This is a genomic window from Gemmatimonadota bacterium (assembly GCA_016712265.1).
In the GTDB taxonomy this organism is placed as follows: domain Bacteria; phylum Gemmatimonadota; class Gemmatimonadetes; order Gemmatimonadales; family Gemmatimonadaceae; genus RBC101.
The window spans coordinates 270,812-289,731 of the sequence record JADJRJ010000030.1 but is presented as its reverse complement, the minus strand read 5'-3'; the positions used below and the strand labels follow the sequence as shown (position 1 = coordinate 289,731).

The 18,920-nt window shown below is 66.8% G+C and carries 20 protein-coding genes; 7 read left to right on the top strand and 13 right to left on the bottom strand.

The genetic code is table 11. From position 1 onward, the window contains the following. The first annotated feature begins 5 nt into the window (after positions 1-5). Entirely contained in the window at positions 6-299 is a 294-nt protein-coding gene (locus IPK85_16525; GenBank protein MBK8248984.1) for a hypothetical protein, read from the top strand. Here IPK85_16525 and IPK85_16520 read toward each other — a convergent pair. Continuing rightward, a complete protein-coding gene (locus IPK85_16520) occupies positions 296-1,087 on the bottom strand; it encodes a helix-turn-helix domain-containing protein (GenBank protein MBK8248983.1) in 792 nt (263 codons plus the stop codon). The two genes, IPK85_16525 and IPK85_16520, sit on opposite strands and share 4 nt — an antisense overlap. 132 nt (positions 1,088-1,219) lie before the next feature. On the opposite strand from IPK85_16520, the gene IPK85_16515 reads away from it, so the two are divergent. Next, positions 1,220-1,396, top strand: coding sequence for a hypothetical protein (locus IPK85_16515; protein MBK8248982.1), 177 nt, complete (start codon positions 1,220-1,222; stop codon positions 1,394-1,396). Here IPK85_16515 and IPK85_16510 read toward each other — a convergent pair. Further along, positions 1,380-2,657: a hypothetical protein gene (locus IPK85_16510; GenBank protein ID MBK8248981.1), complete on the bottom strand. Its 1,278-nt coding sequence runs from the start codon at positions 2,655-2,657 to the stop codon at positions 1,380-1,382. The two genes, IPK85_16515 and IPK85_16510, sit on opposite strands and share 17 nt — an antisense overlap. Positions 2,658-2,773: 116 nt before the next feature. Then, a complete protein-coding gene (locus tag IPK85_16505; protein ID MBK8248980.1) occupies positions 2,774-3,559 on the bottom strand; it encodes a M48 family metalloprotease in 786 nt (261 codons plus the stop codon). Between the two features lie 113 nt (positions 3,560-3,672). Between IPK85_16505 and IPK85_16500 the strand changes: the two genes are divergently transcribed. Both IPK85_16500 and IPK85_16495 read left to right on the top strand, forming a co-directional pair. After that, positions 3,673-5,982 carry a 3-hydroxyacyl-CoA dehydrogenase/enoyl-CoA hydratase family protein gene (locus IPK85_16500; protein ID MBK8248979.1) on the top strand — a complete coding sequence of 770 codons (2,310 nt, stop codon included), beginning with the start codon at positions 3,673-3,675 and terminating at the stop codon, positions 5,980-5,982. A gap of 60 nt (positions 5,983-6,042) precedes the next feature. Continuing rightward, positions 6,043-7,209: a thiolase family protein gene (locus IPK85_16495; protein ID MBK8248978.1), complete on the top strand. Its 1,167-nt coding sequence runs from the start codon at positions 6,043-6,045 to the stop codon at positions 7,207-7,209. A gap of 78 nt (positions 7,210-7,287) precedes the next feature. Here the strand turns inward: IPK85_16495 and IPK85_16490 are convergent, their stop codons facing one another. From IPK85_16490 to IPK85_16455, 8 genes are all read right to left on the bottom strand, one after another. Then, positions 7,288-8,049, bottom strand: coding sequence for a glucose 1-dehydrogenase (locus IPK85_16490; GenBank protein MBK8248977.1), 762 nt, complete (start codon positions 8,047-8,049; stop codon positions 7,288-7,290). Positions 8,050-8,065: 16 nt separating this feature from the next. Further along, a complete protein-coding gene (icd, locus tag IPK85_16485) occupies positions 8,066-9,307 on the bottom strand; it encodes an NADP-dependent isocitrate dehydrogenase (protein ID MBK8248976.1) in 1,242 nt (413 codons plus the stop codon). Between the two features lie 57 nt (positions 9,308-9,364). Continuing rightward, entirely contained in the window at positions 9,365-11,203 is a 1,839-nt protein-coding gene (locus tag IPK85_16480) for a CocE/NonD family hydrolase (protein ID MBK8248975.1), read from the bottom strand. 161 nt (positions 11,204-11,364) lie between these two features. After that, a complete protein-coding gene (locus tag IPK85_16475; protein MBK8248974.1) occupies positions 11,365-11,739 on the bottom strand; it encodes a RidA family protein in 375 nt (124 codons plus the stop codon). A 2-nt stretch (positions 11,740-11,741) separates the two neighbouring features. Next, positions 11,742-13,064: a fumarylacetoacetase gene (fahA, locus tag IPK85_16470; protein ID MBK8248973.1), complete on the bottom strand. Its 1,323-nt coding sequence runs from the start codon at positions 13,062-13,064 to the stop codon at positions 11,742-11,744. Continuing rightward, on the bottom strand, positions 13,061-13,924 hold the full coding sequence (locus IPK85_16465; protein MBK8248972.1) for a hypothetical protein: 864 nt from the start codon (positions 13,922-13,924) through the stop codon (positions 13,061-13,063). Before IPK85_16465 ends, fahA begins: the two co-directional genes overlap by 4 nt. After that, on the bottom strand, positions 13,921-14,574 hold the full coding sequence (locus IPK85_16460) for an SET domain-containing protein-lysine N-methyltransferase (GenBank protein MBK8248971.1): 654 nt from the start codon (positions 14,572-14,574) through the stop codon (positions 13,921-13,923). The genes IPK85_16465 and IPK85_16460 overlap by 4 nt, the downstream gene beginning before the upstream one ends. Further along, the gene (locus IPK85_16455) at positions 14,574-15,011 is read right to left on the bottom strand and encodes a hypothetical protein (GenBank protein MBK8248970.1); all 438 of its coding nucleotides are present in this window, start codon (positions 15,009-15,011) and stop codon (positions 14,574-14,576) included. The genes IPK85_16460 and IPK85_16455 overlap by 1 nt, the downstream gene beginning before the upstream one ends. Positions 15,012-15,128: 117 nt before the next feature. Here IPK85_16455 and IPK85_16450 point away from each other — a divergent pair, with 117 nt between their 5' ends. Then, positions 15,129-15,494 carry a hypothetical protein gene (locus IPK85_16450; GenBank protein MBK8248969.1) on the top strand — a complete coding sequence of 122 codons (366 nt, stop codon included), beginning with the start codon at positions 15,129-15,131 and terminating at the stop codon, positions 15,492-15,494. Between the two features lie 36 nt (positions 15,495-15,530). On the opposite strand, the gene IPK85_16445 is transcribed toward IPK85_16450, so the two are convergent. Further along, complete coding sequence (locus IPK85_16445) at positions 15,531-16,103, bottom strand: hypothetical protein (GenBank protein ID MBK8248968.1); 573 nt, start codon at positions 16,101-16,103, stop codon at positions 15,531-15,533. Positions 16,104-16,329: 226 nt separating this feature from the next. Between IPK85_16445 and IPK85_16440 the strand changes: the two genes are divergently transcribed. Continuing rightward, positions 16,330-16,884 carry a hypothetical protein gene (locus IPK85_16440; protein MBK8248967.1) on the top strand — a complete coding sequence of 185 codons (555 nt, stop codon included), beginning with the start codon at positions 16,330-16,332 and terminating at the stop codon, positions 16,882-16,884. A gap of 77 nt (positions 16,885-16,961) precedes the next feature. Continuing rightward, positions 16,962-17,864 (top strand): M55 family metallopeptidase, encoded by a 903-nt coding sequence (locus IPK85_16435; GenBank protein MBK8248966.1) that lies wholly within the window; start codon positions 16,962-16,964, stop codon positions 17,862-17,864. Positions 17,865-17,878: 14 nt separating this feature from the next. Here IPK85_16435 and IPK85_16430 read toward each other — a convergent pair whose 3' ends face one another. Next, on the bottom strand, positions 17,879-18,850 hold the full coding sequence (locus tag IPK85_16430; protein ID MBK8248965.1) for a transporter: 972 nt from the start codon (positions 18,848-18,850) through the stop codon (positions 17,879-17,881). Positions 18,851-18,920 lie beyond the last annotated feature (70 nt).

Sequence of the window (18,920 nt, the reverse complement as noted above, 5' to 3'; positions counted from 1 at the left end):
GACCCGTGGGGCGCAAGACGCCGCTCGATGGTCGCCTCGACATTACCGAGACGACCTATCGTCGGCTGCGCATGATCGGCGACCGGCTGCAAGGTCGGGTTGGGGACTCCGCCGCCCCCGCGACCCTGGAACGACGGTCGTGCCAGCGGTGCGCCACGCATGGCGAGGGCGGCGGGGAGCACCTCTTCGTGGCGTGCGAGGCCTTTCGTGCCCTGGTTCCAGGGGAGCACTGCGTCCTGGAACTCGCGGAGGACGCCGTCACCATCGAGGTGTCGCGCCCCCACCCCTTGTCGCCCTAGGACGCTTCCTGTCGCGCCCCGGCGCCCTGAAGCTCCCGCTTGAACGCGTGGAGGATGCAGCGCAGGCCACCGTTCTCCCGCACCTCGCCGGTGCGCAACCCGGTATAGCGCTTGACCATGTTGCGCATCGACGTCCCCGAGGGAAAGTCGAGCATCAGGGCGACTTGTTCGACCGTGCGGCCCGGATCCTCCAGCATCTGCGCGGAGATGAGCAGGCGGCACCAGGCAATCACCGTACTGGGCGTCGGCAGTCCGGCGGCGCTGAGTCGGTCCACGAGGGTCTTGCGATGGACGTTGAGTCCGGCCGCGACCTCCTCCACCGTGAGTGCGCGCCGCCCGTTCTCCAGGCAGAATCGGATCATGACCGCGACGTTCTGCGGGACGAGTTCGGCCAGCTCATCGTACACCGCGAGCGCGGAGCGTCGGCTCACGGCATCGCGCAGGGACCCTTCCAGACGGCCGTGGACGTCGTCCAGCTCGCGCAGTACCAGGTCGCTGACCCCGGCCTTGGCGAACTCGAGCATGTCCCGTGAGGCCATCGGCGACATGACCCAGTAGAGCATGACCGGCACACTCGGAAAGTCGGCCGTGAGGCGTCGCACCGTCTGCAGTGTGCTCTCCCCCCAGGGATCCCTCAGGTCAACAACCGCGACTTCGACGAGGCCGTTCTCCGCGAGCGCAAGCAGTTCGGATGGACGGTCACAGACATGCAGGTGACCCCACCCCCTGACGGCCTCAGCCAATCGCACGCGCGCAGTGGTGTCCCAGACGAGGGCGCCGACAATCATGGTGCCTGGTAGATCCCGTGATCGAAAAGGTTACACCATGTAAGGGAGGTGCCCATTGGGTGTCTGCCGCGCCATTGGCGCGCGGCTATACTCGCCGGTGAGCACCTCTCCAACCACGACGAGGATTCCCCAATGACCCGCTTCGCCCGTTTCGCCGCTTTCGTTGTTGCCGCCGCCGGCCTCGCCGCCTGCTCGTCGCCGATGGAGCCGACCGCCCCGAAGGGCTTCGTGAACCCGAACGTCAACTTCGTCAACCCGAACGTGAACTTCGTGAACCCGAACGTGAATTTCGTCAACCCGAACGTGTAAGGACGAACGCGGTTTCGCTGGTCTCGGGTTCGAGCGCGGAGAGGCTCGAGACCAGCTCGAAGCTCTCCACCTCCAGCGGCAGGGCTCGCGGGGCTGCACCCGTGCGCGCTACCTCGGGTCGGTCGCAGGAGATCCGCAATTCGTGATAGCCCTTCGCGTCCGCAATCTCCAGCGCGGCGCGGCGGTAACGCTCGGCGTTCAGGTCGTCTCCCGTTGCTGAATAGGCAAGCGCGAGATGGCGGAGCGTGTCCGCATTTTCGTAGGGAAGCGCACTTCGCTCGACCGTAGCCTTGATCTCCTCGGCAAGCCGCGCCAACACCGCCAGATCGCCGCATCGACCTGCGGCCAGTGCGGCACCGCCAAGGGATGCAAGCCGCACCCGGAGGACCGTCGCCCGGGACAACGTCCCCAGAAACGCCTGGAGCGCCGCGCGCGGATACCCCGCCTCGAGGCAGACCTGCGCGAGGTTCGACAGCGACTCCGCTTCGCGCGTGGCATCGCCTCGGGACAGCATGAAGGCCGCCCAGCCATGCTGGAGCGACAGATCGTAGCGCTTGGCAACGCACTCGACGATGGTCAATCCCTGATGTGCGAAGAACTGCAGCTCCGCCGACCCTCCGGCTTGAGCCATTTGCAGGCCCCGCTGAAGCATCTGTCGCGCCTGCGGGTAGTTACCCTGAATCCGCGCGAGTACGCCGCGCCCCAGACTCGCGCGTGCCGCCAGTTCCTGATCCCCGGACCGCGCGCTGACCAGTTCCGCCACGCGATAGAGCTCGTCCGCCGACTCCAGCTCGCCCAGCTGCCGCGCCACGCGGGCTTGGTCGGCGGCCAGCAGGCCGCGCTCCCGATCCGACGCCTGAATCGCACAGGCGCGCGCATGACCGAGCACCGCGTACGAGACCGAAAGCGCCCCGGCTTCGCTCATCCTGTAGGCGAATCCCCTACACGCCCGTGCAACTGCGTTCGCCCCATCAGGGGTGTCGATCACGGCAAGCCCGGCCACAATCAGGCGCAGGTCGGCGAAATGCGCCTCGGAACCGCTTTCTGCTTCGGACGTGCCTACCCCTTCCAGCAGGTCACGCAGGGCGTCAGCCGCCTGCTGAGCCAGCTGCTCGCGAACACCGGTCCCCACCCGCGCCAACCGGCCCAGGCAGTGCGCCAGCAGCAGCCACACCGTGTCCGCGGACCCAAACTCCGAGCGACGAGCGAACCGATCAAGGTCCGCACGGTAAGCGTCAAATGGCGACTGCGGTGCAAGCATCTGGACCAAATCCGGGCAGTGGGAGCGCCCCCATTATCCTGTCCGGGGCGCGATTGCACAAGGGTACACCTAAATACAGCTGCAGGTGCCGTGCCGCAGGTCACCAGGGCCGCGACTCACCCTGGCCCCCGTGGGGGCCTGACCCGCAGGAAGACCGAATCGTCCCCCTGAAGTGCCGGGCCCAGCCGGGCCCGCCCGACCTGGGCGCGGGTGGCCCGAACCCGCTCGTCGTCCAGCGGATGGGATGAAAAGAACGCCTCGAGGGCCCCGGGGGTGGAGCTGCGTTCCGCCGCCATCCGCTCAAACATCCGGGTCACTCCCCCTGGATCGATGCCCGCGCGAACCAGGTACTCGATCGCGGCAGAGTCGGATTGCGCCTCGTCGGCCCTGCTGTGGCGGGCCATCCACGCCGCCCCACCCAGCTCAAGGGCAACCTGCGCCACGTCGCCCGCGCACCATCCAGTCACGGTGCAGAAAATCCCCAGGACCACGCCGGTCCGGGTGCGCTTGCCGAGTTGTCTCGCCGAGTGCCGGAGGGTGACATGGGCTACCTCGTGGCCCACGACCCCAGCGACCTCCGACATGGTGCCGGCCGCCGCCAGCAGACCGCGATGTACGAAGACGTGCCCTCCGGGAATGGCGAACGCGTTGAGGTCGTCACGATCGATGACGGTGAAGTTCCAGGGGCCCTGCTGGGAGTCTGCGACGGCCACAATGCGGGCACCGAGTGCGTCCAGCCAGGCGTCGAGCGCCGTGTCGGCAAACACCGGCGACTCCCGAATAACCTGCGCCGCCATCGCGTCGCCGGCCTCCTGCTCAACTGCCGGAGACACGCCGCACCCGAGGGTCACGAGGGTGAGGACGGCCAGTCGCGCGAGGTGGGCGGGTACGATCCGTTCCATGCTGGAGCGTAGCGGCCCGTCTCGCACCCCGGTAGCCGGAGGGGTGACGACACCCTTCTCTTTCGTCCGCCGCGTACTGAACTTCCCACCAACCCACGACCGGAAGTGTGTGGATGCGGATCAACAAGGTCGGCGTAATAGGCGCCGGTGCCATGGGCACGGGAATCGCCACCCTCTGCGCCTCCGCGGGCGTCCCTGTGGTCCTGCTCGACGTCCCCGCCGCGGACGGGGATCGCAGCGCCTTGGCACGCGCCGCGGTGGCGCGCGCACTCAAGGCGCGCCCGGCCCCGCTCATGGACCCGGCAGCGGCCCGACTGATCTCCGTCGGCAACACCGAGGATGACCTGGGGCAGCTCGCCGATTGCGACTGGATCGTGGAGGCCATCATTGAGCAGCCGGCGCCCAAGCAGGGGCTCTTTGCCCGCCTCGAGGAGGTAGCGCATGCCGATGCGATCATCGCCTCGAATACGTCGAGCATCCCGATGCGCGTGCTCCAGGAGGGGCGCAGCGCGGCGTTTCGCGAACGGTTCCTCGGCACTCACTTCTTCAACCCGGTGCGGTACCTCCACCTGCTGGAGATCATCCCAGGGCCGGACACCGCCGCGTCGGTGGTGGCCACGCTCCGCCATTTTGCCGAGCGGACCCTCGGCAAGGGCGTCGTCATCGCGAAAGACGCCCCCGGCTTCATCGCCAATCGGATCGGCCTGTATGGAATGGTCCGCGTGTTGCGCCTCATGGAGCAGTACCAGCTCTCGATTGACGAAGTTGACTTTCTGACGGGGCCCTTCACGGGCCGCGCCAAGTCTGCCACGTTCCGCACGAGCGATATCTCGGGCATCGACATCCTGCTGCACGTCGCAGCCGGCACCGCTGCCGCCACGGGTGAAGACTTCACCTTGCCCGACTGGGTGCACCAGCTTGTCGCCAGCGGACGCCTGGGCGAGAAGACCGGCGCCGGTTTCTACCGCAAGGACAAGAAGGGAATTGCGACGCTGGATTGGCGGACGCTGGAGTATGCGCCGCAGGGTGACGTGGTCGCCGAGGAACTCGCGTACTTGCGCAAGGCACCGCTGGTCGAGCGCCTCCGAGGCATCACCCGGGCCGGGGGCAACCGCGCGGAGTTTGTCCGCCACCTGCTGACGGATGTGTCCCTCTACACCCTCACCACCGCCCCGGATCTCTCCCCCGACCTCATCTCGGTGGACCGCGCCATGGAGTGGGGCTACGGGTGGGAGATGGGACCGTTCGCGCAGATCGACGCCATGGGGATCGAGTTCCTGCGTGACCAGGCACACGCGCGCGGCGTCGAACCCCCTGCCCTGCTCGCCGCCGCTCGCGAGGGGTGTTATCGCCAGCTGAACAGTGGCCCGCGGCAGATCACGCTGCTCGGGGAGTACGTCCCCGTGGAGCCCGTGCCCGGGCTCATCCATCTTCCGACGCTGCATACCACCGGCAAGGTGGTGGATCACAACGACGCGGCCGCCTTGCTCGACCTGGGGGATGGGGTGTTGCTCCTGGAGTTCCGGGCCAAGATGAACACCCTGGGTCCCGGCGTCTTTGCCGCCATCGGGCAGGCAGCCGCCCGGATACGGACCGGCGCGTTCGAGGGACTGGTGATCGGCAACGCCGATCCCCGCACGTTTTCCGCCGGCGCAGACCTGGGCGCCGTCGGTGCCCGGGCACAGGCCGGCGACTGGAAGGCCATCGAGGCGGCCATCGCGGCGTTCCAGCAGGGGGTGATGGACCTGCGTCGCTTGCCGTTCCCGGTCGTGGTCGCCCCGGCCGGACTCACGTTAGGCGGCGGCTGCGAGTTCCTCCTGCATGCCGACCTCGTGCAGGCGCATGGGGAGCTGTACGCGGGACTCGTGGAGGTTGGCGTCGGGCTCATCCCGGGTGGTGGCGGCACGAAGGAGTTGCTCTTCCGCTTCACGCGCGAGCTGGCGCCGTACGAAGAGGCGGACCCGTTCGAGGCGGTCAAGCGAGCGTTCAAGCTCATCTCGATGGCCACAACGAGCAGCAGCGCATCGGACGCGCGCCGACTGGGGTTCCTCCGAATGGGCGACCGCGTCTCGATGAACCGCGACCACCTCCTGGCCGACGCGAAAGCGCGCGTCCTCGACCTCGCCCCGGGGTACACGCCGCCACCACCCTCCACGATTCGTGCACTGGGACGCGAGGCCTACGGCAACCTCAAGTATGGCGTGTGGGCCATGCAGGAAGCGGGCTACATCAGTGCCCATGACGTCCGGATCGGCCAGCACATCGCCTACGTGTTATCGGGCGGTGACGGTCCCCCCCGGGACGTTACCGAGCAGGACATCCTGGACCTGGAGCGCGAAGCGTTCCTCGCCCTCCTGGGGACCGCCGAGACGCAGGCGCGCATCGCCCACATGCTGGGCACCGGGAAACCCCTGCGCAACTGACCGGTCGCCCGCTGCCTTCGCTTCCCGCCGTCTGAATGTTTACCTGCACAGGACACTGCCATGCCTGAGGCTGTCATCGTCGCCGCCGTTCGCACCGCCGTGGGGCGCGGCAAGAAGGATGGTTCGCTCGCCGGTGTGACCCCGATCGACTTGTCGGCCCTGGTGATCCAGGAGGCGGTGAAGCGGGCGGACCTTGATCCCCGCACCATCGACGACGTGTTGTGGGGCTGTGCGATGCCCGAGGGTTCGCAGGGGCTCAATGTGGCCCGGCTGGCCGTCCTCCGCGCCCGGCTTCCCGTGGAGGTACCCGGGGCGACGATCAACCGCTTCTGTTCCTCCGGGCTGCAGACCATCGCGTCCGGCGCGCAGGCCATCTTGAGCGGGATGGCTGACGTCGTGGTGGCCGGCGGCGTGGAGATGATGAGCCAGGTGCCGATGAGCGGCCACCACGCTCGGCTGCACGATGGCATGACCGAAGGGATGATCGCCATGGGCTTTACCGCGGAGCGCGTCGCCACGCGGTGGCAGGTGAGCCGTGCCGACCAGGATGCCTATGCGTTAAGCAGCCACCAGAAGGCGGCGGCCGCCCTGGAGGCCGGGGTGTTTACCGACCAGGTGGTCCCCGTCCCGGTCGAGCGGGTCACCTGGCACGGCGCCACGAAGCAGGTCGAGGAGGGGCTGTTCGCGGTGGACGAGCTGGTGCGCAAGGACACGACGGTGGAGCGCCTGGCCAAGCTGCCGGCGGCCTTCAAGGCCGGGGGGTCGGTGACCGCCGGGAACTCCAGTCCCTACTCCGACGGCGCCGCCGCGGTGGTCCTGATGTCCGCCGAGCGGGCCCGTGCCGTGGGGGCGACTCCCCTCGCTCGCTTTGTGTCGTTTGGTGTTGGAGGCGTGGACCCGGACATCATGGGGGTCGGGCCAATTGTCGCGGTGCCGAAGGCCCTCGCTCGGGCCGGGCTCACCATGGACCAGCTGGCCCTCATCGAGTTCAACGAGGCGTTCGCGGCCCAGGCCATCGCGGTCAAGCGCGAGCTGGGGATGCCGGACGACCGACTAAACGTCAACGGCGGCGCGATCGCGCTGGGCCACCCGCTCGGCGCCACCGGCGCCAAGCTCACGACGCAGCTGATCCACGAACTCCGGCGCCGCGGTGGTGGCTACGGCCTCGTCACCATGTGCATCGGCGGCGGGATGGGTGCGGCCGGGGTGTTCGAGGTCGCAGGTTAGTTTGTCGGCACCTTCGAGCTGTCCACGGTCCCGCGGAAGCGACGTGCCCCGGCGAAGGGGCGCGCCGTTGACGTCGCCCTAGAGCAGGTAGCCGCCGTCAGCCAGGTACACCCCGCCCGTGACGAACCCCGCGGCGGGTGATGCCAGGAATACTGCGAGTTCCGCGATGTCCTCTGGTGTCCCCAGTCGGGCGATCGGCTGGTTGGCCAGGACCTCGCCCATCACCGCGTCATTGGACCACAGCACCTGGGAGAAGTCGGTCTTGATGAACCCTGGACAGATGGCGTTGACGCGCACGCCGTACTTCCCCCACTCCTTGGCCATGACCTGGGTGAGCGAAATGATGGCCGCCTTGCTCACGCTGTAGATCCCGAGCCCTCGCTCGGGGGCGAGTCCACCGATGCTGGACATGTTCACGATCGCCCCACGACCACCGGACTTCATCGCCGGCAACAGGCGTTTGGCCAGCTCGAACGGCCCCCGGACATTGACGTCCATGATCTTGGCAAACGCCTCCGGCGAGGTGTCCTCGACCGCCCCGAACACGGGGTTCGTGGCCGCGTTGTTCACCAGGATGTCCACCCGCCCATGCTGGGCGAGTGCCTGGTCCGCGAGGGCGTGCGCGTCCTCGAGCCGCCCCACGTTGGCGGGAATACCGTCTGCCTGATACCCAGCCGCCCGGAGCGACGCGACCGTCTCCTCCACGGCCGCTGCCTTGCGCGACGAGACCACGACACGCGCGCCCTGCCGGCCCAAGGCCATGCAGGTGGCACGCCCGATGCCCCGGGTGCCCCCGGTCACCAGGGCCACCTGCCCCGTGAGGTCGTATGGTGTGGTCATCACGCGTGGGCCGACGTCACATGTTGGCGACCATGGCCTCGCCAAACCCGCTGCAGCTCATCAGGGTGGCGCCCTGCATCATCCGCTCGAAGTCGTAGGTGACCTTCTTCTGGCCGATGGTCTTGTCGAGCGAACTGATGATCAGGTCCGCCGCCTCGTTCCATCCCATGTAGCGGAACATCATCTCACCGGAGAGGATCACGGACCCGGGATTCACCTTGTCCTGGTTCGCGTACTTGGGTGCCGTGCCGTGCGTGGCCTCGAACACCGCGTGCCCGGTGAGGTAGTTGATGTTCGCCCCCGGGGCGATGCCGATCCCGCCGACCTGCGCCGCGAGCGCATCGGAGATGTAGTCCCCATTAAGGTTGGGGGTCGCGATCACCCCGTACTCGGTCGGGCGCGTGAGGATCTGCTGGAGGAAGGCGTCGGCGATGACGTCCTTGATCACGATGCCATCGGGCAGCTTGAGCCACGGCCCGCCATCCAACTCCACGCCACCGAACTCCTCCTTCGCGCACTCGTACCCCCAGTCGCGGAAGGCCCCCTCGGTGTACTTCATGATGTTGCCCTTGTGGACCAGCGTGACCGAGGAGACGCCGTACTGCTTGGCGTACCGGATCGCCGAGCGCACCAGGCGCTTGGTCCCTTCCGACGAAATCGGCTTGATACCGATCCCGCTGGTTTCGGGGAAGCGGATCTTCTTCACCCCCATCTCGGTCTGCAGGAAGTGGATGAGCTTCTGCGCCTCCGGGGTGCCGGACACCCACTCGATCCCCGCGTAGATGTCTTCCGTGTTCTCGCGGAAGATGGTCATGTTGACGTCCTGGGGACGCTTGACCGGCGAGGGCACTCCCTCGAACCAGCGCACCGGCCGGACGCACGCATAGAGGTCGAGCTGCTGACGCAACGCGACGTTGAGCGAGCGAATGCCGCCGCCCACCGGCGTCCCGAGCGGCCCCTTGATCGCCACGAGGTGGTGCGAGATCGCGGCCAGGGTATCGTCCGGCATGTACGTATCGACGGCCGCCTTGGCCTTGTCGCCGGCAAGCACCTCGAACCAGACCAGCTTCCGCTTGCCGCCGTATGCCCGGTCGACCGCGGCATCGAACACACGCTGCGAGGCGCGCCAGATGTCCGGGCCGGTGCCATCGCCCTCGATGAACGGAATCACCGGCTGGTCAGGAACGGAGAGGACACCGTCCTTCATGGTGATCGTGTCACCCGAGGCGGGTGGCTTGAGGTGCGTGTAAGTGGGCATTGGTCTGGGAGTGTGCGACGGGAGAAACTAACGAGAAGGACGGCGCAACGCCGACGGCTACTGCACGGCGCCGCTCACCACGGGAAGGACGATCTTCGACGGAAATTGCTTCGAGCGGTACACCCGGTGTGTCGCGGCCACGAAGTCGGACTCCCGTGCCTCAAAAATATTCGGGACGAACTTCTGCGGGTTGCGATCAATCACAGGGAACCACGACGACTGCACGTGCACCATGACGCGGTGGCCCTTCTTGAACGTGTAGGCCTGGGTGTGGAGGTCGACCGTGAAGTCCGTGACCTTGTTGGGCACGATTGGCTCGGGCTTCGAGAAGCTCTTGCGATAGCGACCGCGGAAGACCTCGTTCGCCACCATCAGCTGATACCCGTTCATCTTCGGATCAGCCATCCCCGTGTCCGGATACACGTCGATCAGCTTGACGACCCAGTCCGCGTCGGAGCCGGTCGTCGCCGCGTGCAGGGTGACGGCAATGTCCCCGGCGATCGTGAGGTCTTCGGTAAGTACCGGGGTGTCCCAGACCGCGACATCGGGACGCGATGCCACAAAGCGTTGGTCGTCGGTGAGCCAGGTCGACCACCCCGGTGCCCCGCCGAACGTGGCCGGGATCGGGCGTTGGCGGTACGGCACCGGCTTTTTTGGGTCGGAGACGTAGCTGTCAAACTGGGTGGGCCCGCTTGCCGTAGGCGCATCGGTGGAGAGGCGCCCGCCCTCCCTGAAGTAGAAGGAACGATTGGAGTTGCCCACCTTTGGCGGCCAGCTGTCGTAGCGTCGCCAGCGATTGGCGCCCGCTTCGAAGACCAGCGCCTCGGCGAGACGGGGGTTCGGCCCATCATGCAGGTAGTGCCGAAAGAACGGCGCCATCACCGAGTCGCGAAAGAACTGCGCGGTGGGCAGGTCGAACTGGATCGGGCCAAGCGACTTGCCCTCGCCACGCATCCACCCGCCGTGATTCCAGGGACCGACGACCAGCCAGTTCTGGTTGCCTCGATCATGCGGCTCCAACTCACGGTAGATGGTGATCGGGCCGTAAAAATCCTCCTGATCCCACCAGCCCGCGACGTTGAGGTTGGGTACCGTCACGCGCTTCAACCAGGGCTTCATGCCCTGCCGCTGCCAGAAGGCGTCGTAGTCCGGCCGCTGCGAGAAGTCGTTCCAGGTGGGGATCTGTCCCTTGAGCAACTTCTGGTTGACGTTCGCCAGCGTGCCCAGGCGCAAGTACCAGTCGTAGGTGTCGTACGTGTCGAACTTGAACGGGGTTGCTCCCTTCCCACTCTCCATCATCACGGCGTACTCAAAGCCGTAGGAGAGGCGAAAGGCCCCATTGTGGTGAAAATCGTCCCCGAGCCACATGTCGGACGGCGACGCCTGCGGCGACACCGCCTTGAGCGCCGGGTGCGGCTCGAGCATGGCCATCGCGGTCAGCCACCCCGGGTACGAGACACCGGTCATTCCGGCACGCCCGTTGTTGTTGGGAACATTGGCCAGCAACCAGGCCACGGTGTCGTATGCGTCCGTCGACTCATCAATGGCCTTCGGATCGTTGGGATTCGCGCGCGGCTGGCGCAGCATCACGAACTCACCCTCGGACTTGAACTTCCCGCGCGCATCCTGATACACAAAGATGTAGCCATCCTTCGCCATGAACCCCATCCCGGCGTTGATCGAAGCGGCACTCGACCCCCCAATGCCATAGGGCGTACGAATGAGCATGAACGGCAGGGGCGCAGGCGCGGCGGACGGGACGAAGATCCGCGTGTACAGGCGGACCCCGTCGCGCATCGGGATCATCTCCTCGCGCAGCGTGAAGGACACTTGCGCGGGAAGCGTCGCGGTCATGGCCGCGGCGCCGAGCAGAAGGGCACGAAGTCGAAGCGTCATTTCCAGTCACCAGGGATCAAGGACATTACGCACGGGACGCACGAGGCCTGGGCAACACGAAACGCGAATACGTCGACGTGCGTGCCGCGCGTACTGCGCGTGCCCCACGTACTGCCCGTGCTTCATCTGTGAGCACCACACGTCGGAGGCGGCCGCCCATCCTACCCCACCGCCGCGATCGCCTGAATCTCAATTTGGTACCCGTAGTGCAGGTCCTTCACCGGCACGACCGCCCGTGCGGGGTGATGGCTTCCCATGACCCGCGCATACGTCGCATTCACGGCCGCCCACAACTCGCCATCGCTGACGTAAATCGTCATCTGCAGCACGCGATCGAGGTCTGAGCCAGCGGCCTGAAGAACCGCCTGCACGTTCCGGAGGGTCTGCTCGGTCTGCTCCTCGATGCTCCCCACCACGTGCTCGGCGCGCCCCGGCTTGATGGGCAACTGCCCCGACACGTACACCAATCCGTTGTGCACCACGCCCGGGGAGTAGTGCCCCCCAGGCGGCGCGTTGCCCGGCACGATGAATTCCATGGTCACTCCTGGCCCGTAGCCGGAAGGATGATCCCCACACATTCCCCAAACCCGATGCTGCGAAAGCCTGGCGCTGTCGCCGACGCGCGCAATGTGATGGCGTCGCCATCTGCGAGAAAGCTCCGCACCTCGCCCGTGGGCAACGTGATCGGCTCGGTCCCCCTCCAGGTCAACTCCAGCAGGCAACCGCGACTCCCCTTCGCTTCGCCCGAGACGGTCCCGCTGCCCAGCAAGTCGCCCGGCCGCAGATTGCAGCCATTGCTCGCGTGATGGGCTACCATCTGGGCGAAGGTCCAGTACAGGTCACGCGCTGACCCCAGGCTCAGGCGCATGGGTGGCACACCGGCTGCTCGCATGCCCGCAGTGGCGAGCCAACATTCCACGGTGATGTCAAACCCGCCGGTGGCCTGGTCAGCGGCATCCGACAGGTAGGGCAGCGGCGCGGGGTCTCCTTCGGGGCGGACGAACGCTGGAACGCGAAACGGAGCGAGTGCCTCGGCGGTGACGACCCACGGTGACACCGACGACGCGAAGTTCTTGGCGAGAAACGGCCCGAGCGGCTGGTACTCCCAGGCCTGCATGTCACGCGCGGACCAGTCGTTCAGCAGGCTCAGGCCAAACAGGCGCTCACCGGCCAAGGCGACCGGCACCGTCGTTCCCAGGGCATTGTCTCCCCCGATCCACGCGCCGAGCTCCACTTCGTAGTCGAGCCGCGCGGTTGGTCCCACGCTGGGCGGCCCCGCAGGGTTGGCACTCACCTGCCCGACCGGCCGTCGCACGGCCGTGCCGCTGGCCACGATGGACGACGCACGCCCGTGATACCCGATCGGAACCCACTTGTAGTTAGGTAGCAGCGGGTTGTCCGGGCGGAACATCGACCCCACGTTGGTCGCGTGGAAGACCGAGGCGTAGAAATCCGTGTAGTCACCGATGGTGGCCGGGACATGCATCGTCACCTGGTCCTGCCTGACGAGTATCTCCCCTGCCACCCGCCGTCCACGCTCGGCCGCCCCGCCATCAACGGAGAGGAGTTCACTCACCGACGCACGCAACGCATGCCACCGGGACGGCGGCTGCGCCATGAGCGCGTTGAGTTTCCCCTCGAACTCCGCGGGATCGAACCCGGGAAGCGCTCCCAGTCTCGCCGCCTCGCGGAGGTCCAGGACCTGGTCACCAATGGCCACGCCACATCGGGGATCACCGGCGGGCCCCAGTCGCGAAAAGACGCCCAGCGGCAGGTTCTGGATGGGAAAGTCCGTGGCCTCGGTGTTGGCGCTCTCGACCCACGAGCGCCGCGCCGGATCATGCGTCGGGTTGAGGTTCATGCGACCAGTCCCAGGGCAACGAGGTCATCCAGGGGCTCCCGGAACGAGCACGAGCCAAAGCCGTGGAGCCATGCGCGCGACGCACGGGCCACGGCGTCCCACTGGTCGCCGCCGCCGAACATGGAAGCAGGCGCGCCGGATGCGACCGTGGTGGCCAACACCGCGCGCAGCTCGTCGTCCGTGCCGCCTCGGGCAAGGAGCCCGGCCGCGGCGAAGACATTCAAGTATCCGTGCATCGTGGCGCGTGGTGCATTCGCCGCGTAGGTCAGCGGGTACTCGCCCCGGAGGGGGTGATGAAGCCCGGCGGTCGCCTTGAAGGTCACGTTCGCGTCGTGACACGCGCGCATGAAGCGAACGACGTCATCAATGGATGGAATCGCGGAGGCAACGATGCCCCCCATGCGAATCTTCGCACTCCACCCGGCCGCCTTGACCCTGGAGAGGCAGGCCGGCAGCTGTTCGTCCACCGCGAGTTCCACAAACACGGCCAGGTCGGGATGGGCCACCGCCGCGAGGGCGTCGACGTCCGCCGGACCCGCGACGCGAACTTCCGCCGCATCCACCAGCATCCGATGTCCGTGCACCGCGTTGAACGGTCCGAGGGCACTCAACGCGGGAGAATCAGGAACCAGCGCCGCGATGCGCCACGGGTCGCCATCACGCAGGTGTGGCCCTGCCCACTCCAGGCATTCGGCGAGCCGGGCGGCCGGAACCACCAGTCGGCCAAGCGCCCAGCGCTCGGCCCCGCTGCGATACACGGCGTAGTTCGCCACGACCTCCGGCATCGACAGGCCGGCCGGCGGAAAGAGCCCCGCATAGTCGACCGCCCCGGCCAGCACGGCCTGCGGAAAGCCGATCATCGACGCGGCCGCACCTTGGTGCCCGCTGACGACCGCTTGTTCCGCGTCCCGGCGGCGCCAGCGGTCTTCCCCACCTTCTTCTTCCTTCCCGGCGTCTTCTTTCCCGCCTTCTTCCCGGCCGACGTTTTTCCTGCCGTGTGCCCGCGCCGCGCGGCCGTGTGATGCTTCCGTCGCTTCCGCTTCTTTGGCGCCTCGAGGATCGTCCCGCGGCACTTCGCCGACCCGCACTTGCAGACGTACAGCTTTTCGTCTTCCTCGGTGGTGTTCTTGTCGCGCGCGTAGCTGTAGTCGTAAAACAACTCCTCGTCCTTCCGGATGTTGCGCAGCGCCGCGATGTAGATGTGTCCCTTCGTGACGACCGCCTCGCAATTCGGATCACACGAGTGGTTGATGAACCGCGCGTCGTTCCCCTCGTTGACGGCGTCGATCACGTAGCGCTTGTCCAGCGTGAACAGAAAGGTGTGATGCCGTGACATCTTCTCGTCATCGTAGCGACGATCGGACTCGGCCCACGTGATCTTCTCGCCCACGTACTCAACGATCCACTCGCCCTTCTTGATGTCCCGCGTGGCCCAGCCCCCCCGGCCCTGGATCTTCGATCGCCGCACGACAAACGGCTGGGGATCGGCAACGGTTTTTCTTGGAGGCATCAGGACCGCGCCGCCAGGATGGTCTGGACGCGCTTGCGGAACAACTCCAGGAGCGCCTTGCCGCGGTCCGAGTTCGTCACGACCCACTCCGCGTTCCGGAACGCGAACGGGTTGATCTCGCGGATCTGCGCGAGGTAGGGCTCGATTCGCGCGAACAGGAAGATCCCTTCCCCGCAGCTCTCCATCATGAAGTCCGGATGGACCACGCCGTGTTTGGCCATTCCGTACACCATCTCCCAGTAGGTGCCAACCTGGCGCCATGCCGCATTGAGGGGATGGTCCTGCTTGGTCACCGCTTGCACATCCTCCCAGCTCTTCGGCCAGAAATCTGCGTTGATGGAAGCGCGTGACGCCCGCATGACGGCTTCTCGACGCATCTCGTACAACTTCAGCACGAGGTCGGCGTCGTGGTGGTCCGGATAGTCCTTCTTCAGCATGTGTTGGCGGGGGGAAGCGTGAGGCCGGAAGATGCCCTTGCGCCTGAACCTTGCCAAGTCGCTGGTGTTTGAGGACTGCGTCGTGCACTTTCGCCCCTTCACTATCTCGCCGATCACATGCGCCTGATTTCGCTCTCCCGACTCGCCCTCGTGCTGGCCACCGCGCTGCCTGTGGGTCTCGTCGGATGCGGCGGGCGCGGGAGCCGCGCTCCGGCCCCGGTGCAGCCCACCACCACCGTCCGGATCGAGAATCAGGGCTTCGCCGACATGACGATCTACCTGCTGCGCGGCGGCGCCCGCATTCGCTTGGGGATCGCGAACGGGAACAGCACGACAACCCTGCGCATCCCACCGCAGTTCGTTTTCGGAGTGTCGTCGCTGCAGTTTCTCGCAGACCCAGTCGGTGGGACCCGCACGCCGGTATCCAACGACATCCAGGTCAGCCCGGGAGATCAGGTGCGCCTGATCATCCCCCCTCGCTAATACCACGAAGGGCCGCGATATCGCGGCCCTTCGTCACTACGGGAAGATGCGGCCGCGTGGCCGTCGCCCGCGCGGTGGACAATGATCGGGTCCAACGGCGCCACCGCGGATGACCACGCCAATCACCTCGCCGATGCCAATCCCGGCGCCGCCATCTCCATTTCCGATTCCCCCGGCGCCGAGCCCGCGCCCGCCGCCGTCCGTTGGAATCTCGACGGGGAGCGAGGCCGGTCGCGGCGCGACCATGGGGACGCTCGAAATCTCCGGTACAGGCTGCGGCGCCTGCTCGGCGACGGTCTGCGCCTCGGCGACCTGGGTTTCCTGGCGCACTTCAGGCGCGGGGGACGTTTGCTCCTCGGGGGTCGGGCCGGTGGTTTGGCTGGCCACGCGGCGCGGGGTCCGGGTTCGCTCAACAGGCTCCGAGGCCTTGCCCTGCTCGAGCTCGGAAACGAACCGCATTGGCTGGGCACCTGCAGCCTGATTGGCGAGCTCGAAGGTGGACTTGGTGGCTTCCAAGTCTGCCTTGAGGTCCGACGACAGGTCGGAATCACCCGCGCCACCGCATCCCACACCAACTACCAGCAGGCCGACCACGAATCGTGCGCGCATAAAGCCTCCGACGTCCCGGTGAACCGTACACCAACTATAGCTCAGGAGTACCTGCCCAGCCATTCATAAGTTGCAGGATGCGGGCCAAGCGGCCCCTGCTGGGACAGCCGCCTCGTTCCGTATCCGTCTGTCTCCTCAGGGCGACACACGGCTGTCCGCATATGGGGACAGGCAACCCGGGCGGTACCTTCAGTGTAGACACGACCCACCCGCACAACCCGCTCCCATGCGCGCGCTCCTCCGTTGCCTCCCACTCGTCGGCCTCATCGCCTGCAGCTCGACCGCAACCCTTTCGGATGCGGAGCGTACCGCGATCGGGAAGGAGGTAAGAGGCACTCTGGAGTCGGCGTATGACCTCTCACGAGGCGACGTGGTTCGGAGATTGATGTCCATCTACCCCTCGTCTGGCCGGGTGGTCTCGGCGACGGCGGGGCGCGTGACCACGAGCCGCGACTCCCTGCAAATGTCGGTGAACGCCTTCTGGGACGGCGTCGGCCAGTACATGGTGGCGCCGACCTGGAAGTGGGATCGCATCGAGACCGACGTGATCAATCGGGACGCCGTGGTTCTGACGGCCAATTACTACGTCCCGCACTGGACCGATCGCGGGACGCCACATGTGATCGGGGGAACGTGGACCACACTGTGGCGGCGGACGGCCGAGGGATGGCGCGTGGTGAACGAACACCTGTCCGACCTGCCGAGGCCAGTCGCAGAGCGGATCGAAGCGACCATGCCGATGCGCGACTCCACGGCGGGGCACGAGGCGCACCGTCCCTGAGGCCCCCAGGACGGAGCGCTCCTCGCAACGTAGCGCGCGCGACGCCACCTTTCCGCATCCTGTCCGGTGATTCCGCCATGCGCCTGTCCCTGCTCGCCCTCGTCCCCTGCCTCGGCCTCGCGGCCCTGCCGGCCGCCGCACAGGCGCCCCGCCGCCTCAAGGTCTACATCTCCGCAGATATGGAGGGCATCACGGGCGTCGTGACCAACGAGCAACTCGGGCCGACCGGCTTCGAGTATCAGCGCGCTCGCCAGTTCATGACCGATGAGGTGAACGCCGCGATCCTGGGCGCGAGGGACGCCGGTGCCACGGAAATCCTGGTGAGCGACTCGCACGGCAACGGCCAGAACCTGTTGATCGAACAGTTGCCCGTCGACGTTCGCATCGTGCGATCGTGGCCACGCCCCCTGATGATGATGGAGGGGATCGACTCGACGTTTGGCGCCGTCCTGTTTATCGGATACCACTCGGGGACCTCCAACGTCGCTGGCGTCCGTGCGCACACCATGTCGAGCGCCACCCTGACCGGGGTGGCCCTCAACGGCACGCAGGCACCGGAGGGCGGGATCAACGCTGCAATTGCCGGACACTTCGGGGTGCCGGTCGTCATGATTTCCGGCGACGACGCCGCCATTGACGAGGTCCGCAAGTTCACGGGGCCCATTGAGGGTGCCCAGGTGAAACGCGCGATCTCGTTTCACTCGGCGGAGACGATGACCCCCAAGGCGGGACAGGAGTTGATCCGCGCTCGCGCGAAGGCTGGCGTGGAGCGACGTGCCTCCTTTCGTCCCTACCAGCTCCGAGGCCAGGTCAACGCGGACGTGAGCTTCAAGCACTACCGCGCCGCAGAGATCGTCGCCTACCTCCCGGGCATCCAGCGCATCGACGCCCATACCATCCGCTTCACGGGCCGCGACATCACGGAAGTATCCCGCTTCCTCGAGTTCCTCAACACCTACTCGACCGACCTCACCCCCTAGGCGCCTAACGCCGCTTACAGTGCGACGCGCTCAAGGCTCGACAACTGGCGGACGTCGATGGCCAGTTGGCCAGGGTCACGTCGGTCGTAAATGTCGGCGAACCTCGCCCCCCAGGTCACTTCGCTGAGGGCGTACGAGGACCGCGCGTGCACCACCTGCTCCCACGTCTCATCGACCCCCGAGAGGAGCACCAGGAACTCCGGTTCGAGGGCGCGGAACTCCGTCTCGGACAGGCCATGGAACGGGCTGCTTGCGTCGAACGGGTGGACGACCGTCCAGGAGAGCGGCAGGAAGTTGACTGTCGGGCGCTCGAGCTCCAGGCTCGCAAAACGTCGGGAGCGGCGCCCGCCCTCCTCCGCCCAATAGGCACACGACACCTTGGCTTGCAGCTCGAACAACTGGGAGCGGCGCACGTTGACCAGCCGAAACATGAACGCTCGCCCCCCGTGGTACGGCGCGACGACGGCGCGTTCGCTGAACTTCACCCTGGCGGTCGGCCTCGAGAACCGCGCAAAGACGATGCCCGTCACGAGCGTGATGAAGACGACACTCATGAAGGACTCGACGACGACCACCACGTTCGGCGCGACGCCGGCCGGCGCGATCTGCCCGTAGCCGATGGTCGCAAAGGTTTGGACGGAGAAGAAGTACGCGGCCAACCACCGGTGATCGACCCCAGCGCCATCCGGGACGACGAGCGCGCCAGGTCCGCACGCGATGAAGAGTGCGGCAAACAGGCCATTCCACACCAGCATGCTGGCTGCCAGGAGCGCCACGAAACGCGTCCAGGTCATCGTCACGAGCCAGTGATACGCGCTGAGTGAGGTCAGCGCGCTCAAGCCGTGGCGCACCACGTTGAACGTGCCGTCCCGGTTGACGAGGCGTCGACGACTCTCCTGGGCAACGACCTGGCCGAAACCGAGGTCGCGGGTGGCGTCGTCGGGAGCGAGGCCCGCGGCGGCCATTGGGTTCACGGAGGATGTCATGCGCGGGAAGGTATGACCCAGTGCCGTGGAGGCAACGCTGAGCGGCCCGGACCCAGTAGATTGCGGCTCG

Excerpts from the sequence above, each read along its gene's own strand:
- IPK85_16475 (MBK8248974.1), bottom strand. The coding sequence starts at position 11,739 with ATGGAATTCATCGTGCCGGGCAACGCGCCGCCTGGGGGGCACTACTCC.
- IPK85_16490 (MBK8248977.1), bottom strand. The coding sequence starts at position 8,049 with ATGACCACACCATACGACCTCACGGGGCAGGTGGCCCTGGTGACCGGG.
- IPK85_16455 (MBK8248970.1), bottom strand. The coding sequence starts at position 15,011 with ATGCTGAAGAAGGACTATCCGGACCACCACGACGCCGACCTCGTGCTG.
- IPK85_16435 (MBK8248966.1), top strand. The coding sequence starts at position 16,962 with ATGCGCCTGTCCCTGCTCGCCCTCGTCCCCTGCCTCGGCCTCGCGGCC.
- IPK85_16480 (MBK8248975.1), bottom strand. The coding sequence starts at position 11,203 with ATGACGCTTCGACTTCGTGCCCTTCTGCTCGGCGCCGCGGCCATGACC.
- IPK85_16520 (MBK8248983.1), bottom strand. The coding sequence starts at position 1,087 with ATGATTGTCGGCGCCCTCGTCTGGGACACCACTGCGCGCGTGCGATTG.
- IPK85_16510 (MBK8248981.1), bottom strand. The coding sequence starts at position 2,657 with ATGCTTGCACCGCAGTCGCCATTTGACGCTTACCGTGCGGACCTTGAT.
- IPK85_16440 (MBK8248967.1), top strand. The coding sequence starts at position 16,330 with ATGCGCGCGCTCCTCCGTTGCCTCCCACTCGTCGGCCTCATCGCCTGC.
- IPK85_16515 (MBK8248982.1), top strand. The coding sequence starts at position 1,220 with ATGACCCGCTTCGCCCGTTTCGCCGCTTTCGTTGTTGCCGCCGCCGGC.
- IPK85_16505 (MBK8248980.1), bottom strand. The coding sequence starts at position 3,559 with ATGGAACGGATCGTACCCGCCCACCTCGCGCGACTGGCCGTCCTCACC.
- fahA (MBK8248973.1), bottom strand. The coding sequence starts at position 13,064 with ATGAACCTCAACCCGACGCATGATCCGGCGCGGCGCTCGTGGGTCGAG.
- IPK85_16465 (MBK8248972.1), bottom strand. The coding sequence starts at position 13,924 with ATGATCGGCTTTCCGCAGGCCGTGCTGGCCGGGGCGGTCGACTATGCG.
- IPK85_16500 (MBK8248979.1), top strand. The coding sequence starts at position 3,673 with ATGCGGATCAACAAGGTCGGCGTAATAGGCGCCGGTGCCATGGGCACG.
- IPK85_16445 (MBK8248968.1), bottom strand. The coding sequence starts at position 16,103 with ATGCGCGCACGATTCGTGGTCGGCCTGCTGGTAGTTGGTGTGGGATGC.
- IPK85_16495 (MBK8248978.1), top strand. The coding sequence starts at position 6,043 with ATGCCTGAGGCTGTCATCGTCGCCGCCGTTCGCACCGCCGTGGGGCGC.
- icd (MBK8248976.1), bottom strand. The coding sequence starts at position 9,307 with ATGCCCACTTACACGCACCTCAAGCCACCCGCCTCGGGTGACACGATC.
- IPK85_16430 (MBK8248965.1), bottom strand. The coding sequence starts at position 18,850 with ATGACATCCTCCGTGAACCCAATGGCCGCCGCGGGCCTCGCTCCCGAC.
- IPK85_16450 (MBK8248969.1), top strand. The coding sequence starts at position 15,129 with ATGCGCCTGATTTCGCTCTCCCGACTCGCCCTCGTGCTGGCCACCGCG.
- IPK85_16460 (MBK8248971.1), bottom strand. The coding sequence starts at position 14,574 with ATGCCTCCAAGAAAAACCGTTGCCGATCCCCAGCCGTTTGTCGTGCGG.